Here is a 17,263-nt window from a genome sequence, read left to right on the forward strand (position 1 = left end):
TAAATTTGATTTCACAGTAATAGTATCTCTTGAAATTCAAAATCTATTCAAATGGTTTATTCTAATAGCCCCGATTGTAGTGGAAATAAAAACTGTTTTTTCTTAAAAACAGCTTTTATTGCAAAGAAAGCGGGAAATACCTCTGATGAAAATGCCCGAAACTTTCGCTGCTGAAAATTTAATTAGCTGATTTGGACTTTAACTCGTTAAATTTTTGTTGCCAATAGCCATCTAATTTATCAAGGTCAACTGGATTTGCAGACTTTTGCTCAACTAATCGACCGCTAATAAATGCTCGCGACAAGATTGTCTCTATTAAATAATCTTCGTTGTCTTGATAAGGATCATACTTTTTCTTGAGATTTATATCAAATAATTTAGCCGTATTGTTTGACCAAAAAGCTTTCCATCCGCTTTTATAGTCTTTAATTATATCAAATGTCGTACTACCAGTTTGACGATGAATTAATTTAACGAGGATTTGTCCTTGCTTTTTAGATAGCTTTTTAAGTTTGGCCTTAAATTCATTGTCCATATAATCTTCAACTATTTTGAAATACCTTTTTTTCTCTTTGTTAGTTTTTAACTTTTCCAAATTTTTATTCATTGCTGTCAATCTGTCGCTAGCAGTTTTTGCGAATGGATAAACCTTATATACTCTATTTTGAAGAAGTAAAAATTGTTTCTTTGCTTCAGGATCAAGTTTTTCTTTATTAATTAGTACTTCTTGTAATCTAATAGTATCATTTGAAATTGTATCATAATGAGATAAATCAATTTCGTTATATATGGAATCTCTTTTTATTTGTGAAAAAGAAACTGAAGAAAGTAACAATATAAAAGCAAAAAACTTCATTTTAAACATAGTCTAATAAATTTACGGTAAAAATATATAATATACTTAACAAGTGTAATGCCAAATTTATAAATTCGCAAAAAATAATTTTATGGCAACTAAATCAATACTCACAAAAGAATCAATTACATTTCTTGAAAAATACTTGAACAATCCTTCTCCGACTGGTTATGAATCTGGCGGACAGAAAATATGGATGGAATATCTAAAACCTTATGTAGATACATTTATTACCGACACCTATGGAACAGCGGTTGGAGTTATCAATCCCGATGCCGAATTCAAAGTAGTAATAGAAGGACATTCTGACGAAATTTCCTGGTATGTAAACTACATTACAGACAACGGTCTTATATATGTAATACGAAATGGTGGTTCTGATCATCAGATTGCGCCATCAAAACGTGTAAACATACATACCAAAAACGGAATTATAAAAGGAGTTTTTGGTTGGCCAGCAATCCACACCAGAAATCGTGGCAAAGAAGAAGCCGCTACATTACATAATATATTTATAGACTGCGGTTGCGAAACTAAAGAAGAAGTTGAAAAACTTGGTATTCATGTAGGCTGTGTAATTACGTATCCAGATGAATTTATGATTCTAAACGAAAATAAATTTGTTTGCCGAGCAATAGATAATCGAATGGGCGGATTTATGATTGCTGAAGTCGCTCGACTCTTAAAGGAAAATAATAATAAAGTACCATTCGGGTTGTACATAGTAAATTCTGTGCAGGAAGAAATTGGACTTCGCGGTGCCGAAATGATTACACAAACCATCAAACCAAACGTTGCAATTGTTACCGATGTATGCCACGATACGACAACGCCAATGATTGATAAGAAAATTGAAGGCGATTTACAAATGGGAAAAGGTCCGGTTATTGCTTATGCGCCAGCAACTCAAAATATTTTACGTGAATTAATAGTTGATACTGCGAAAGAAAAAGAAATTCCATTTCAGCGTCACGCCACATCGCGAGTTACAGGAACCGATACTGATGCTTTTGCCTACAGTAATGGCGGAGTAGCATCAGCATTAATATCTTTATCGTTACGTTACATGCACACAACTGTCGAAATGGTTCACCGCGATGATGTAGAAAATGTAATAAAACTAATTTACGAAAGTCTTTTAAAAATAGAAAACAACCACGATTTCTCTTATTTTAAGTAGAAGCGAATGGCTTGGGCTTCTTCGATAATTGCAATTCCTGCTTTCTTACCATAAATCCCAATAAAAATTGGGATGTTATTCCATTCAATCAGGGCTAATGAAGAAAGGCCGTTACCAATTTATTAAGTTTTTAAAAAATCCGAACTAAACATTCGGATTTTTTTTATCTTTATACTATCAATCAAAACTTTTACTTATGAAAAAATCGATTTTACTTCTAGCATTACTTTGCTTTACCATTTCGAACGCTCAAAAATTTAAAAAAATCAAGGGTAACGAAAAAATTGTAACCCTAACAAGAACAACACCTCAATATGATAAAATATCCGCTGCAGGTTCATTTGACGTAAAACTAATTTCTGGAAAAGAAGGAGAAATATCTATAAAAGGAGATGAAAACTTATTGGAATATATTAAGACGGAAGTTAAAGACGGGACATTAAAAGTATATTTTGAAAAAGGAAAAAACATTCAACTCAATTATAATTCAACAATCGAAATTACCATTCCTTTTGAAAAAATAAACCAATTAAACTTTACTGGTTCGGGAAATTTAAGCAGTTCGGATTCCATAAATTCTGAAAATCTAGATTTTACGATGTCAGGTTCTGGAAATGTAAAATTTGAATCTGTTTCAACCAACCTAAAAATAACCAAAGCTGGATCAGGAAATTTAAATGTAAAAGGCAAAACAACTAATCTTGAAGTCATCAATACTGGTTCTGGCAACGCTAGTCTATCTGAACTAACTTCTGAAAATGCTGTAGCAAACCAATCTGGTTCTGGAAGTATACAATTATATTGTTCTAAAAATTTGCAAGCCAAATCTGTTGGTTCTGGAAATATTCAATACAAAGGAAATCCAGAAAAAATTGATAAAAACTCTGTTGGTTCAGGAAGTATAACAGGAAATTAAAAACATAGTGAACAAAAAAAAGTCCCAAAATTAATTATTCTGGGACTTTTTATATTTTATAAATATTCTAAACCGTTTTTAAATAATTCAAAACGTTTGTTTCAATTCGTTCATTAATGTTCGAAATATCTGCTTTTATAAACTTTTCACCCAAGATATTCTCATACAATTCGATATATCTTTCTGATACAGTTTCGATGTACTCATCAGTCATATTAGGAATTTCTTGTCCGTCTTTTCCTTGAAAACCATTTTCGATTAGCCATCTGCGAACAAATTCTTTAGACAATTGTTTCTGCTCTTCATTATTATCTTGGCGTTCTTGATAACCTTCTGAATAAAAATATCTTGACGAATCTGGTGTATGAATTTCATCAATCAATACAATTACACCCTCTTTAGTTTTACCAAATTCGTATTTCGTATCAACAAGAATCAAGCCGCGAGAAGCCGCAATTTCAGTTCCTCGTTGGTATAATGCATGGGTATATTTTTCTAAAACCAAATAATCTTCTTCGGTAACAATTCCGTTTTCCAAAATTGCCTCACGAGAAATATCTTCATCATGCGAACCATTATCTGCTTTAGTTGTTGGCGTTATGATTGGTTTCGGAAATTTATCATTTTCCTTTAATCCTTCTGGCATTGTAACACCACATATTGTTCTTTTTCCTGCCGCATATTCTCTTGCTGCATGCCCAGATAAATAACCACGAATTACCATTTCTACCTTGAAAGGTTCGCATAAATGTCCTACTGCTACATTTGGATCTGGCGTTGCAAGCAACCAATTCGGAACAATATCTTGGGTAAGTTCCATGAATTTTGTTGCAATTTGATTCAGAATTTGACCTTTGTAAGGAATACCTTTTGGTAAAACCACATCAAATGCTGATAATCTATCGGTGGCAACCATTACTAAAAGTTCCTCATTTATATTATAAACTTCTCTTACTTTACCGCGATAAACATTTTTTTGGTTTGGAAAATTGAAATTGGTAGTAGTTATTGTGTTCATTAATTGAGTAGTGTTGTGTATGTTTTGTTTGCACAAAAATAAGTTCTTTTAAAGAAACCACAAAGAAATGTTTCTTATAAAAATAAAAGCTACCATAAATTGATAGCTTTTACTTTAAAATGAACTCGATTACAATGTTGACCAAATTGAATAACCATTTGGAGGACATTGAATTTTCACCCATTTATCACCTTGAGTTGTTGGCTGCCAACCTGAATTACCAGTATAATCTTTAATTACTGTGTTTGACCAATTGGTTTGAATCCAGCGTTCTTGCCATGATGACGAATTATTTATATAAACAATCAGTCCTGGATTTCCGTTGTAACCATTTCTTCTTGCTATATATTCATCATTATCAGTATACAAATTGGATGTATTTCCGGTTGCTTTATTGTTATGAATCCATATTAAATTATTCATTTTAGACTTATCAAGCCATTCTTCATAATCTCTATAAAAAATAGTTGGATAACCTTCGTGGGTCAATATATACGCATAAGCAAGCATTTTTTTATAAATAATATCTGTATCGTGATTTGCAACAAATGTTACCGCTTTGTACGGATTGCGTTTCCAAAGCATATCATCATTTAATCTATTCAAATCATTATTATCAAATGCTTCGTCCATTTTATAATAACAAGCAAAATCGAACGCAGAACTATTAGCATTATTAGCCCAAGTTTCTAGTAATGCAGCATTGGAATCCCAATATTCTCCTACAGAAAAACCTCCAACGTTGGCATTCCAATTATTTACAACCCAAGCACCGAATCCTTTAACGTAATCAAAACGCCAGCCGTCAAATTTCATAGTATTTTTGTAATATTTTCCAACTCCATCGGTTCTTTGCCAAAGCCATTCTTGGACATATGGAGTTGCATGACATAGATCTGGAAAGCCACCAAAAGCGCCTTCATCATTGTTTCCAAATGAATTTTTATAAAAATCATGAAAAGAACGCTTAAATTTACCTGAAGCAACACCGTTAAAATTTGTATAAGTACTCGTTCCTGTATAGGGATTACTTTCAGATTGACCACCACTATTGTGGTTAATAACAATATCTGCATAAACTTTCATATCCTCAGCATGTACTTTACTTATCAAACTTACTAATTCAGCTTTAGAACCAAATCTCGTTTCTACCGTTCCATTTTGGTTAAAATCACCAAAATCAAAATAATCTGTTGGATCATAACCCATCGAAAACGGACCATTTTGAGCTTTCGAAACTGGAGGTAACCAAATTGATTCTATTCCGGCATTTCCCCAGTCGGTTATTTTGGAGTTGACGGTATTCCACCAATTTCCGCCTGCTGGACAATCCCAATAGAATGCCTGCATCATTACTCCGCCACCAGGTTTGGCAACATACTTTCCTGTAGCAGAGATTGCAGTACCAGTGCTAAATGGCTTTCCATCGTGCTTGGTTACTTGGACAATTTTGTTGCTTTTTGAATCTTTTAAACTTTGATTTTCGTTTTCATCACTACACGAAAGATTAAAAATTAGTGATGTTAAAAGGGCGAATTTAATTACTCTTTTTTTCATAAATAGTAGATTTAGATTAATATATTATTGCAGATTTGGGATCTACATGTTAAATATATTACTATTTTTTGACTGAGAAATAGAGTATAATTTACGAAAACGTTATAGTGTTAACAAGTTACTAAATAATCAGTAAATACTCGATAAAATACATAATACAAAAATATTTATGCCTTATTTATAGAAACTTGATAATAAAAGTTAATCAAATAGTTTTATTTTTGACAATATTGCGATACCATTATTTTCTAAATTATCTATAATTTCAAAATCCTCATGGTTCACTTCATTTAGAAAAATGATTTTAGTTTGATTTCCAGAAATTGTTATTTCTTTGATTTTAGTAATTGGAATTTTGTATTGTTTTCCGGTCTCGCGCTTCATATAAGTGTAGACTGCTAATCCTAACAAAATAAGTCCAACAGGAATCGAACCACTTTTGGATTTTGAAACAACTAAAATGATAAGACAAGCTACAACGAATAGATAAATGTATATTCTAAAACCCTTAAATTTATTTTTTCTGATGGATTTTGGAGATTTTTCCATCAAGGTATGCGTTTCCGACCAATTTCCAGAATTGGTTAGGAATATGTTTTCATTGTTGATGTTGATGTAACCGTTCGCGTATTTAAAATATTCTTTCATATTATTTATCTTCAACTCCGTATTTAATTCCTTTTGCAATAAAAAACTCTTTAATAAAATCAATCATTATTTTAAAGGATTCATTTAAACCACTAAATTTATTGAAATTTGGAATCGTTTCATTTGGAAGTTGATAAAATTGATGACACTCAAAGCATACTTCAATCCAATTAAACACATTATTATTTTCATCTAAAAACAAGATTGCATTTCTAGGTTCATAACAACCCCATCCTAAAACATTATATTCCCTTGGAAGTTTGTCTTTTTTTAATTTATAATTTAGCAACAAATTGCTTAAAGTATCAATTGAAGACTGATTCAATTCAATAATCTCAGTTGCAAAATATTTATATTCTTTTTCAGTTAATTCAAACGATTTAATGATTTTATAGTTCCATCTGACTAAATTTAAACTATCTATTTTCAAAGTTGCACCTGTATCACTATTCGCTCCTGACATATATGGGCTAGGAAATGCAACTAATACTACTTTCTTAGCATCGCGAAATGGAAAAGTGGCTCTTCGTTCTTCAACTGTTTTAGTTCCATACAAACCCCATTTTATGTTGGAGTTTTGAGCAAAAGAACTCAGGCTAATTATAGAAACTAAAATTAAATATTTAAAATATTCTTTCATGTATAATCTAAATTTTTATCAATACAAAACCAATCTAGCCCTGATTGTAATGAAAATAAAAAAAATCCCGATTGTTTCGGGATTTTTTTTATTGCAATGTAAAGCAGGAATTACATCTATAGAAATTCGCAAGCATTTCGCTCCAAAATCTAATAGTATTTTTAATCATTATTTTCAATCTGCTTGTAGGCATCGATGACTTTTTTAACCAATCGGTGTCTTACAATATCTTTATCATCAAGGTAAATAATTCCGATGCCGTCAATGTCTTTTAGAACCAGAATTGCTTCTTTTAATCCAGATATTGTTCTTCGTGGTAAATCTACTTGTCCTGGATCGCCTGTTATGATGAATTTGGCGTTTTTACCCATACGTGTCAGAAACATTTTCATCTGCGAATGTGTGGTATTTTGCGCTTCATCCAAAATTACAAAGGCGTTATCTAAAGTTCTTCCACGCATAAAAGCCAGCGGTGCAATTTGAATTATTCCTTTAAGAATATAATCTTCCAGTGTTTGCGGAGGCAACATATCGCGCAAAGCATCGTACAATGGTTGCATGTATGGATCCAGTTTTTCTTTCATATCACCAGGAAGAAAACCAAGATTTTCTCCAGCTTCTACCGCTGGACGTGTTAAAACGATTCGCTTTACTTGCTTTTCTTTCAATGCTTTTACTGCCAAAGCAACACCAGTATAGGTTTTTCCTGTTCCAGCTGGACCAACGGCAAAAACCATATCGTTTTTAAAAACGGCTTCTACCAATTTTTGTTGGTTGGGCGTCATTGCTTTTATGAGTTTACCGCCAATGCCGTGAACCAAAATTTTATCGTGATCGGGCATGCGTTGCTCTTCTTGAGTTGTGCTTTGAATGACTCTATCGATAACATTGTTGTCAATATTATTGTATCTAGTAAAATGAAGCATCAATCGGTTGAATCGATTTTCAAACTCATCGAGTTCTTCTTTTTCGCCAAATGCCTTAAGTGTTGTACCTCGAGCTACGATTTTAAGTTTTGGATAGTACTTTTTAATTGTTTCAAGATGAGTGTCTTGTGCGCCCCAAAAATCTTTTGGTGCGATGTCGTGGAGTTCAATGATACGTTCGTTCAAAAGGTGTGGTTTTTTTAATTAATTTTTTACTAATAATTAGTAGCTTTGCAATCATTCCAAATTTAAGGAATAGACCAATACGTTTCCCATTTAGTTATAAACAATTTTATGTCAATAATTACCCTTATCACCGATTACGGATTAAAAGACCACTTTGTTGGCGCTTTGAAAGGGAAGTTACTTTCGGAATATAAGGAAGCAACTATTGTCGATATTTCGCATGACATTGATCCGTTTAATATTTCAGAAGCCAGTTATATTTTGAATGCCTCTTACGAAAGTTTTCCTAAAGGTACAGTACATATAATAGGAGTTGATATTGAACGAAATAAAGAAACGCAACACATTGCAATTCAGTGGAACGACCAGTATTTTATATGTGCTGATAACGGAATTTTGAGTATTCTTACCCAGAAAATAATTCCGCAAAAAATGGTTACCATCAATATTCACGATCGCTTATTGCCCGATGCATCTGATTTGGATGTATTTATAAAAGTCGCGTGCCATCTTGCAAAAGGCGGATTATTGAATGTTATTGGAAAAGAAATTCAAGCGATAAAAGAAGTAACCGAGTTACAAGCGACGATTTCGGCCGATTTCAACTCGATAAAAGGCTACATTATATATATCGATCATCTAGGAAATGCAGTTTGTAATATTTCCAAGAAATTATTTTTAGAAAATGCAAAAGGACGACCTTACGAAATTCGTTTTAAAAATAAAGACATAAAAACTATTTTTGCCAAATATTCGGACATTGGAATTTCAGATTTGTATCCAATAAAAAATTACGAAGGACAAAAATTAGCAATTTTTAATGAAGCTGGGTATTTAGAAATTGCGATATTCAGGAGTAATCCGGCCAAAGTTGGTTCGGCAAGTAGTTTGCTAGGTTTGAATTACAGGGATTTAATAACTATTGAATTTAAGAATTAACTATGTTTGTACGAATTGTAAAATTATCTTTTCACGAAGAAAATATTCCAGCATTTTTGGAAAATTTTGAACTGATGAAAGACAAAATACGAAATGCACCTGGAAACCGTTTTCTAGAACTGTATAAAGATAAAAACAATAAATGCATTTTCTTTACCTATAGTTATTGGGAAACCGAAGAAGATTTAGAAAACTACCGAAAGTCAGAGTTGTTTTATGATGTTTGGGAGTTTACAAAAAAATTATTCAACGATAAACCTGAAGCTTGGAGCGTGGATAAATTGGTTAGCCTAATATAATTAAGAATTAAAAATTACGAATTAAGAATTACGATTTTCAAATAAATGAAAAAATAATAAATGAAATCAATACTATTAAGAGAAATTAAATCCTTTTTTGGTTCGCCAATAGGTTATTTGGTAATCGCAATTTTCCTGTTACTCAATGGTTTATTCCTGTGGGTTTTTGAAGGCGATTTTAATATTTTAAATAGCGGTTTTGCTGATTTATCACCGTTTTTTACTCTTTCGCCATGGATTTTAATTTTTCTAATTCCAGCAGTTACCATGCGTAGCTTTTCTGACGAAAAAAAACAAGGAACAATAGAGTTACTGTTGACCAAGCCATTAAGTATTTGGCAAATTGTAAACGGAAAATTCTTTGGAGCGTTTTTGCTAATTGTCATCGCAATTGTTCCAACATTTATATATGTACAGGTTATTTCATCACTTGGAATGCCAGCCGGAAATATTGATATGGGAAGTACAATGGGTTCCTACTTCGGATTGTTATTTTTAATTGCAGGTTACACAGCTATCGGAATTTTTACTTCTACTCTGTCAGAAAATCAAATTGTTGCCTTTATAATTTCGGTGTTTTTATGTTTTCTTTTTTACTTTGGATTTGAAGGAATTTCCACATTTTCAAAAACATTTAGCGATGTAATAGCTTCCTTGGGAATGGATTATCACTTTAAAAGTATGAGTCGTGGCGTAATAGACACTCGCGATGTTTTGTACTTTGTAAGTATTGCCGTTTTATTTTTATCGTTGACCGTTTATAAATTAAAATCGTTGAAATCGTAATGAATACCAATAAATCTAATCTAAAAAAACTGCTTGCAACTATCGGACTATTGGTTGTTTTAAACATCGCAGGAAATTATGTTTTTAAGCGTTTCGATTTAACAGCAGATCAACGTTATACTCTTTCCGATACTTCATTAAAAATTATCGACGGTATAAAAGAACCAATCTATGTTGATGTTTTTTTACAAGGTAATTTTCCTGGTGAGTTCAAGAAATTACAAACAGAAACCCAACAATTACTTGAAGAGTTTAAAGCTTATAATTCGAATATTCAGTTTCGATTTTACAATCCGATAGCTGAAGATGAAGAAGCAAGTGCTGAAAAAAAACAATTGATATTTGATTTATTCAAAATAAACGGAAAAATCACAAGCAAAGAAGAAGCCACAGAAATAAAGAAAAGCATTGATGGAATTACCGATTTGAATGAAGCGTTACAAAAATCATTTTTCGGAAACCAAATGCTTCCAGTTCAAGTAACAATGAACGATAAAGGCAAGCAAACTCAAGAAACAGTTTTGCCTTGGGCAATAGCGATTTACCAAAACAAAGTGGTGAAAATTCCATTACTAAAAAACTCTATGACGCAAACTACAGCTCAAAAAGTCGTAAGTTCAGTACAACATTTAGAGTATTCTTTTACAAATGCCTTCAATACCATTTCTAAAAATAGACAGAAAAAAATAGCTGTAATTCAGGGAAATAACGAACTTAAAGATTATCAAATAGCCGATTTTTTACGAGGAGTTAAAGAGAATTACTATATCGGTCCGTTCACATTAGACTCAGTAGCAACAAGTCCAGAAAACACTTTAAAGGAGTTGAAAAAATACGATTTAGCCGTGATTGCAAAACCGTCTCAAGCCTTTACGGATTCAGAGAAGCAAGTTTTAGATCAGTTTATTATTAACGGTGGAAAAACCATTTGGCTGATAGATCAAGTTTCGATGGAAATGGATAGTTTGATGCAAACCGGAACCAATTTGGCATTCCCAAAAGATTTGAATTTAAACGATATGTTTTTTAAATACGGAATCCGAATAAAACCCGATTTGATAAAAGATATTGTTGCCGCTCCAATTTCGCTAGCATCTGGAAATGAAGGAAGTGAAACGCAATACAAACAATATTCCTGGTTGTATTCGCCAGTAATTTATCCTCCACTAGAAAATGACAAATCCAAGATTAATGCTATTGTAAATAATCTTGACGGATCAAAATTTGAATTTGCCAATCCTATTGAGCTGCTTAAAAACGATATCAAGAAAACTATTTTATTGCAATCCTCGCCTTATTCTAAACCAATTGGAAGTCCAGTTCAAGTTAGTCTTGCTATGGTGGAAGAACAGCCAGAACAAAAGGATTTTGTGAATTCTGGAAACATTCCAGTTGCCGTATTATTGGAAGGAAAATTTCATTCGGTATATGAAAATCGTGTGCTGCCTTTTAAAGAAAGTAGCTTCACTCCTATCGGAAAAGAAAACAAAATGATTGTAATTTCTGATGGAGATGTAATCAAAAATCAGCTGGATAAAGATGGGCAACCATTAGAATTAGGATATGATAAATGGACTAATAAATTGTATGCCAATAAGGAATTCATGATAAATTGTGTGAATTATTTATTGGACGATAACGGACTTATTAACATCCGCAACAAGGAAGTTGATTTACCAATTCTGGACCAACAAAAAGTTATCGAAGATTATACCTTTACTCAAATCATAACTGTCGGAGTTCCAATCCTAATTTTACTAGTTTTCGGAATAGTATTTACAATTATCAGAAAAAGAAAATACAGCAAATAATGTTAATAAATATGTTTTAGAAATCAACATCTTTAAGATATATTTGTAAAAAATAAACTATTTGTAATTTAAAATAGTTGAATTTAAAAAAATTAGAAATGAAATTTATAGTATCAAGTTCGTACTTATTAAAACAACTACAAGTTTTGGGTAGCGTTATCAACAATAGCAATACCTTACCTATATTGGACAATTTTCTTTTTGAGTTGGATTCTAAAGAACTTACGGTTTCTTCATCCGATTTAGAAACTACTATGTCTGCCACTTTAGAAATCGAATCTACAGATAAAGGAAGCGTTGCCGTGCCTGCAAAATTGTTGTTAGATATTTTAAAAACATTTCCAGAGCAACCGCTAACGTTTACTGTTGAAGAAAATAGTACTATTGAAATAAGTTCTAATTCAGGGAAATATGCTATTGCTTATGCTCCAGGAGAAGAATTTCCAAAATCGGTTCAATTGGAAGAACCTTCATCAACATTAGTTCCAGCAGAAGTTTTGGCTATTGCAATCAGCAAAACTATTTTTGCAGCAGGAAATGACGATTTGCGTCCAGTAATGTCTGGGGTATTTTTTCAATTTTCTCCAGAAGGTTTGATATTTGTTGCAACGGATGCTCACAAACTAGTAAAATATGCAAGAACCGATGTTAAAGCGTCTCATGTTGCCGATTTTATTATGCCAAAAAAACCTTTGAATATTTTGAAAAGTATTCTTGGCGCTTCGGATGCAGAAGTAAAAATTGATTACAACGATGCTAATGCAACGTTCTCTTTCGAAAATTACATTCTTACTTGTCGATTAATTGATGGGAAATATCCAAATTATGAAGCAGTTATTCCAAAAGAAAATCCAAATAAATTATTGATTGATCGTTCACAATTTTTAAGTTCGGTTCGTCGTGTTGCGATTTTCTCCAATAAAACTACACACCAAATTCGTTTGAAAATTGCTGGAGCAGAATTAAATATTTCTGCAGAAGATATTGATTATTCGAACAAAGCAGAAGAACGATTGACTTGCGATTACCAAGGCGATGATATGCAAATTGGCTTCAACTCACGTTTCTTATTAGAAATGCTGAATAACTTGCAATCAGACGAAATTCAATTGGAAATGTCGATGCCCAATCGTGCTGGGATTTTAACTCCAGTTGACGGTCTAGACGATGGAGAAACAGTAACAATGCTTGTTATGCCTGTTATGTTAAACAATTAAAAACTAACCAACCATTTTTATATTTGAAAACCGTCTTGTTTTACATGGCGGTTTTTTTTAATTAAAAGAAATGTGTGCAAAAAAATCTACCTTTGCAAAATAAAATAAAACTATGATTAATAACGAAACAATAGTAGCACTTGCAACGCCATCTGGTGCTGGAGCAATTGCAATTATTAGAATGTCTGGGAAAGATGCAATTACTATAGCTGCTGATGTATTTCAATCGGTTTCAGAAAAAAATATTACTACTCAAAAAACTCATACAATTCATCTTGGTACGATTGTAGACGGTACAAAAATTTACGATCAGGTTCTGGTTTCGATATTTAAAAATCCAAATTCTTATACTGGCGAAGATGTAATCGAAATATCGTGCCACGGTTCTACTTTTATTCAACAACAAATAATTCAGTTACTATTACGCAAAGGATGTCGAATGGCACAAGCTGGAGAATTCACATTGCGTGCATTTTTAAACGGAAAGTTAGATTTATCGCAAGCCGAAGCTGTAGCCGATTTAATTTCATCTGATAATGAAGCTTCACATCAAATTGCGATGCAGCAAATGCGCGGTGGTTTTAGTAATGAAATATCAAAATTAAGAGAAGAGTTATTGAATTTTGCTTCCTTAATTGAATTGGAATTGGATTTCGCAGAAGAAGATGTAGCTTTTGCCGATAGAACACAATTTAACGAATTACTGAACCGAATAGAATTTGTTTTAAAACGATTAATCGACTCATTTGCGGTTGGTAATGTAATTAAAAATGGTATTCCCGTTGCTATTGTTGGTGAGCCAAATGTTGGAAAATCGACACTTCTAAATGCTTTGTTGAACGAAGAGCGTGCGATTGTTTCCGATATTGCAGGTACAACTCGTGACACTATTGAAGATGAATTAGTAATTGATGGAATCGGATTTAGATTTATAGATACCGCCGGAATTCGTGAAACAATAGATGTTGTAGAAAGCATCGGAATTAAGAAAACATTTGAAAAAATTGAACAAGCACAAGTAGTATTATTTTTGATTGATAGTTCTCAGTTAATCAATAACAGTTTGGAATCGTTAAAATCAGAAATTGAACTCATAAAAAACAAATATCCATTAAAGACCTTGTTGGTAATCTTCAATAAAATGGATTTGATGTCATCTGAGTTAGTAGAAAATATAAACTCTGAAATTTCAAACTCTTTACTAATTTCTGCCAAAAATAAAATTGGAATTGATAATTTAAAACATCAATTACTATCGTTCGTTAATACTGGTGCATTAAGAAACAATGAAACAATTATTACCAATACTAGACATTATGATTCGCTACATAAAGCATTGGAAGAAATTTCAAAAGTAAAATACGGTATCCAAACTAATCTATCATCAGATTTAATGGCAATCGATATTCGCCAAGCATTGTACTACTTTGGCGAAATTACTGGCGAAGTTACTAACGATGAATTATTGGGTAATATATTTGCTAATTTCTGTATCGGAAAGTAATAATCATTCTTTTATTTGCTAACTACCTATTTTTATTGACTTTATAACAAATATTCTTCTTTTATTTGTTGCCTTATTACTCTTTATTCGTTATATTTGTTGTTCTATTGTTGCCCAATGATAGATTTTGTTGCCCAAATTTAAAGGCAACAATCTTGGCGAAATGATGCTACATATTGCTACACTTCGCTACATTATGCAACACAACGCAACATATTATGAGTAGCAATATGGCAATTCCTAAAACCTGTTCTTATTGTGGTAAGGCTTTTATAGCCAAAACCACTTTAACCAGATATTGTGGCCATACTTGTAATTCTAGACACTACAAGCAAAAAGTCAAGGAAGACAAAATTCAAAACTCATTAGTTGAGCAACAGCAAACAATGCAAAGTTTGCCAACCTTGCAATCTGCAAACTCCAACTCTCTTACATCTAAAAACTTTTTATCCGTTCAAGATGCAGCAGAACTAATTGGCGTTAGCCGATGGACAATCAACAGAATGATAAAACGTGGAGAACTACAAATACACAAGTTTGGCAGAAAGAAAATAATTCAACGCACACAGATAGATAAACTTTTTAATTGATGGTATTATGAAAGTTACTTTAAGACAAAGACAGAAAGCAAATAAAATTAGCTTGTATCTTGATTACTATAAAAATGGTAAACGAGAATATGAGTATTTAGGTTTATACCTCATCCCAGAACCCGAAAAAGGAAAGTTGACACAAGCACAAAAAGACGAAAACAAAAAAATCCTTTCGTTAGCGGAAAGTGTTCGTTCCAAAAGACATTTAGAAATTCAAAACGGAATGTATGGCTTTAATGACCAGGAGAAGTTAAAAGGCTTCTTCATTATCTATATGGAAACACTTGCCGAAATGAGAATGGAAAGCAAAGGCAATTATGACAACTGGGATAGTACTATCAAGCATTTAAGAAAGTTTTGTCCAAAAGATATTTCATTTGCTCAATTGGATAGGAAATTTGTTGAAGGCTTCAAAGACTATTTAACCAAAACAGCAAAGACACCTAGCAATAAAAACCTTTCTGATAATTCAGCACACTCTTATTTCAATAAATTTAGAGCAGCTTTAAAGCAAGCCGTTAAAGATGGAATTATTCGTTCTAATCCTGCCGAGCAAGTAGACTGTTTACCACAAGGCGACAGCGAAAGAGAGTTTCTAACGTTAGAAGAATTACAAAGCATACTAAAACACGAATGTGAAATTCCAATCCTAAAATCGGCTTTTGTATTCAGTTGCCTAACTGGTTTGCGATGGTCGGATATAAATAAATTAGTTTGGTCAGAAGTGCAGCACTCAAATGATTACGGGTGGTACATTCGTTTCAGACAAAAGAAAACCAAAGGAGCTGAAACATTACCAATGTCAGACCAAGCTCGTGATTTATTAAAAGAAATCGGAGAACCCGAAGAAAGAGTTTTCAAAGGATTAAAATACAGTGCGTGGCACAATCTAAAATTACAGCAATGGGTTATGAAAGCTGGAATAAGTAAAACAATTACATTCCATTGTGCGCGTCATACTTATGCAACTTTGCAACTCACGTTAGGAACTGATATATTTACAGTATCAAAATTACTAGGTCACAAAGACATCAGAACCACCCAAGTATATGCCAAAATAATTGACGAAAAGAAAATGGAAGCAGCTAACAGAATTAAACTCGATTTCTAATATGGAACTAACAATTTTTAAAAGCATTGTTTACGGTGAATTAAAACCCTGGGCAAGTAACGCTATAAATGATAAATTTTACAGACAAAATCTATCAACAAACTTTATTAAGCCTACACCAACTATAAACGAGTACTACAAGGCATTAAAAGAGCTTCACAAGGACAAACCCAACTTATTCAAAGAAGATGGTTTAGAAATCTATATGGCGCAACCTAACACCGATATAAGTCACGAAATACTGCATCCATTAGTAGAAGTAACTTTGGCAGAACCCATAACCACAACACAAAAATTTTATCATTTTCTTTTATTCAACGAAGCTACACGATTGACTGATAGAGTTTTCAAGTTTATGAACAAAGACATTGACGAAATTCAAAAAAAAGAGATCATACAAAACGTTGTAAAGTCGTGCAAAGATATTTTGTTTTGTATTGGAACAGACCAAGAAAATTTTCCAAAAACAGAATTAACCGCCTATGTAATACCTCAACTTATTATTAACGTAATCCGTTTTTTAATAGAAACCGAAAAATTATATCCACATTATTTGGCAGACATACCATCAACTAAAAATGAACTATTTGGAGAATTACTGAAACAACCAATTCCAGAAATTGATTTAGATAAAACAACTCCTGAATTTCAAACGGTTCATAATATTCTTTTAGGTATAGATGATTTTAAGATACCAAAAAACACTCGTTTATCATTTGGCTTTAACGGAAATACAACCAAATTAAAATCAGTTATACAAGCATTAAATAGAAACATTGAACTTTTAAACGAAGACCATACTTCGGTTGATAATTTAGTAAGCGTATTAACCAGTCTAGACTTAAAACTCGGTGCTCCACAAATACATTTAAGATGCGAAACAACCCAATTCAGTTATATAATTTCAAAACTAGAACATTATTTCAGCAATTTCAATCCTACTTCAATAGAACAATCCAATTTGTTTTATTCTAAAAAAGGAACACCTTTAAAACGAAATAATCTGTATAAAAACAATAACAAGTTTCCTAAAGAACAAGACAATATTGATGAAATAATTAAACAACTATAAATAA

The 17,263-nt window shown here is 32.3% G+C and carries 17 protein-coding genes; 11 read left to right on the forward strand and 6 right to left on the reverse strand.

The annotated features are described in order from the left end of the window. Positions 1–178: 178 nt before the first annotated feature. Complete coding sequence (locus ACZ098_RS16780) at positions 179–856, reverse strand: DUF4294 domain-containing protein (protein WP_487312922.1); 678 nt, start codon at positions 854–856, stop codon at positions 179–181. 91 nt (positions 857–947) lie between these two features. On the opposite strand from ACZ098_RS16780, the gene ACZ098_RS16785 reads away from it, so the two are divergent. After that, positions 948–2,036: a M42 family metallopeptidase gene (locus tag ACZ098_RS16785; protein ID WP_487312923.1), complete on the forward strand. Its 1,089-nt coding sequence runs from the start codon at positions 948–950 to the stop codon at positions 2,034–2,036. A gap of 196 nt (positions 2,037–2,232) precedes the next feature. After that, positions 2,233–2,952, forward strand: a complete 720-nt coding sequence (locus tag ACZ098_RS16790) for a head GIN domain-containing protein (protein ID WP_487312924.1) — start codon at positions 2,233–2,235, stop codon at positions 2,950–2,952. Between the two features lie 67 nt (positions 2,953–3,019). Here the strand turns inward: ACZ098_RS16790 and ACZ098_RS16795 are convergent, their stop codons facing one another. The 5 genes from ACZ098_RS16795 to ACZ098_RS16815 form a co-directional block, all read right to left on the reverse strand. Continuing rightward, positions 3,020–3,970: a phosphoribosylaminoimidazolesuccinocarboxamide synthase gene (locus ACZ098_RS16795; RefSeq protein WP_487312925.1), complete on the reverse strand. Its 951-nt coding sequence runs from the start codon at positions 3,968–3,970 to the stop codon at positions 3,020–3,022. Positions 3,971–4,099: 129 nt separating this feature from the next. Beyond that, the gene (locus ACZ098_RS16800; RefSeq protein ID WP_487312926.1) at positions 4,100–5,527 is read right to left on the reverse strand and encodes an alpha-amylase; all 1,428 of its coding nucleotides are present in this window, start codon (positions 5,525–5,527) and stop codon (positions 4,100–4,102) included. Positions 5,528–5,728: 201 nt separating this feature from the next. Beyond that, positions 5,729–6,175, reverse strand: a complete 447-nt coding sequence (locus ACZ098_RS16805; protein WP_487312927.1) for a hypothetical protein — start codon at positions 6,173–6,175, stop codon at positions 5,729–5,731. Position 6,176: 1 nt separating this feature from the next. Continuing rightward, complete coding sequence (locus ACZ098_RS16810) at positions 6,177–6,815, reverse strand: hypothetical protein (RefSeq protein ID WP_487312928.1); 639 nt, start codon at positions 6,813–6,815, stop codon at positions 6,177–6,179. A 161-nt stretch (positions 6,816–6,976) separates the two neighbouring features. Then, positions 6,977–7,927 (reverse strand): PhoH family protein, encoded by a 951-nt coding sequence (locus tag ACZ098_RS16815; protein ID WP_487312929.1) that lies wholly within the window; start codon positions 7,925–7,927, stop codon positions 6,977–6,979. A gap of 108 nt (positions 7,928–8,035) precedes the next feature. Here ACZ098_RS16815 and ACZ098_RS16820 point away from each other — a divergent pair, with 108 nt between their 5' ends. From ACZ098_RS16820 to ACZ098_RS16860, 9 genes are all read left to right on the forward strand, one after another. Then, positions 8,036–8,866 carry an SAM hydrolase/SAM-dependent halogenase family protein gene (locus ACZ098_RS16820; protein ID WP_487312930.1) on the forward strand — a complete coding sequence of 277 codons (831 nt, stop codon included), beginning with the start codon at positions 8,036–8,038 and terminating at the stop codon, positions 8,864–8,866. A gap of 2 nt (positions 8,867–8,868) precedes the next feature. Then, the gene (locus ACZ098_RS16825; RefSeq protein ID WP_487312931.1) at positions 8,869–9,165 is read left to right on the forward strand and encodes a putative quinol monooxygenase; all 297 of its coding nucleotides are present in this window, start codon (positions 8,869–8,871) and stop codon (positions 9,163–9,165) included. 60 nt (positions 9,166–9,225) lie between these two features. Beyond that, positions 9,226–9,951: a gliding motility-associated ABC transporter permease subunit GldF gene (gene gldF / locus ACZ098_RS16830; RefSeq protein ID WP_487312932.1), complete on the forward strand. Its 726-nt coding sequence runs from the start codon at positions 9,226–9,228 to the stop codon at positions 9,949–9,951. After that, entirely contained in the window at positions 9,951–11,762 is a 1,812-nt protein-coding gene (gene gldG, locus ACZ098_RS16835) for a gliding motility-associated ABC transporter substrate-binding protein GldG (protein ID WP_487312933.1), read from the forward strand. The genes gldF and gldG overlap by 1 nt, the downstream gene beginning before the upstream one ends. 98 nt (positions 11,763–11,860) lie before the next feature. Then, entirely contained in the window at positions 11,861–12,979 is a 1,119-nt protein-coding gene (gene dnaN / locus ACZ098_RS16840) for a DNA polymerase III subunit beta (RefSeq protein ID WP_487312934.1), read from the forward strand. Between the two features lie 112 nt (positions 12,980–13,091). After that, positions 13,092–14,483, forward strand: coding sequence for a tRNA uridine-5-carboxymethylaminomethyl(34) synthesis GTPase MnmE (mnmE, locus tag ACZ098_RS16845; RefSeq protein ID WP_487312935.1), 1,392 nt, complete (start codon positions 13,092–13,094; stop codon positions 14,481–14,483). 218 nt (positions 14,484–14,701) lie between these two features. Then, a complete protein-coding gene (locus ACZ098_RS16850; RefSeq protein WP_487312936.1) occupies positions 14,702–15,073 on the forward strand; it encodes a helix-turn-helix domain-containing protein in 372 nt (123 codons plus the stop codon). 7 nt (positions 15,074–15,080) lie between these two features. Further along, complete coding sequence (locus ACZ098_RS16855) at positions 15,081–16,187, forward strand: phage integrase SAM-like domain-containing protein (RefSeq protein WP_487312937.1); 1,107 nt, start codon at positions 15,081–15,083, stop codon at positions 16,185–16,187. A 1-nt stretch (position 16,188) separates the two neighbouring features. Further along, on the forward strand, positions 16,189–17,259 hold the full coding sequence (locus ACZ098_RS16860) for a DUF6617 family protein (protein WP_487312938.1): 1,071 nt from the start codon (positions 16,189–16,191) through the stop codon (positions 17,257–17,259). Positions 17,260–17,263 lie beyond the last annotated feature (4 nt).

The organism is Flavobacterium sp. SP2 (genome assembly GCF_057626655.1).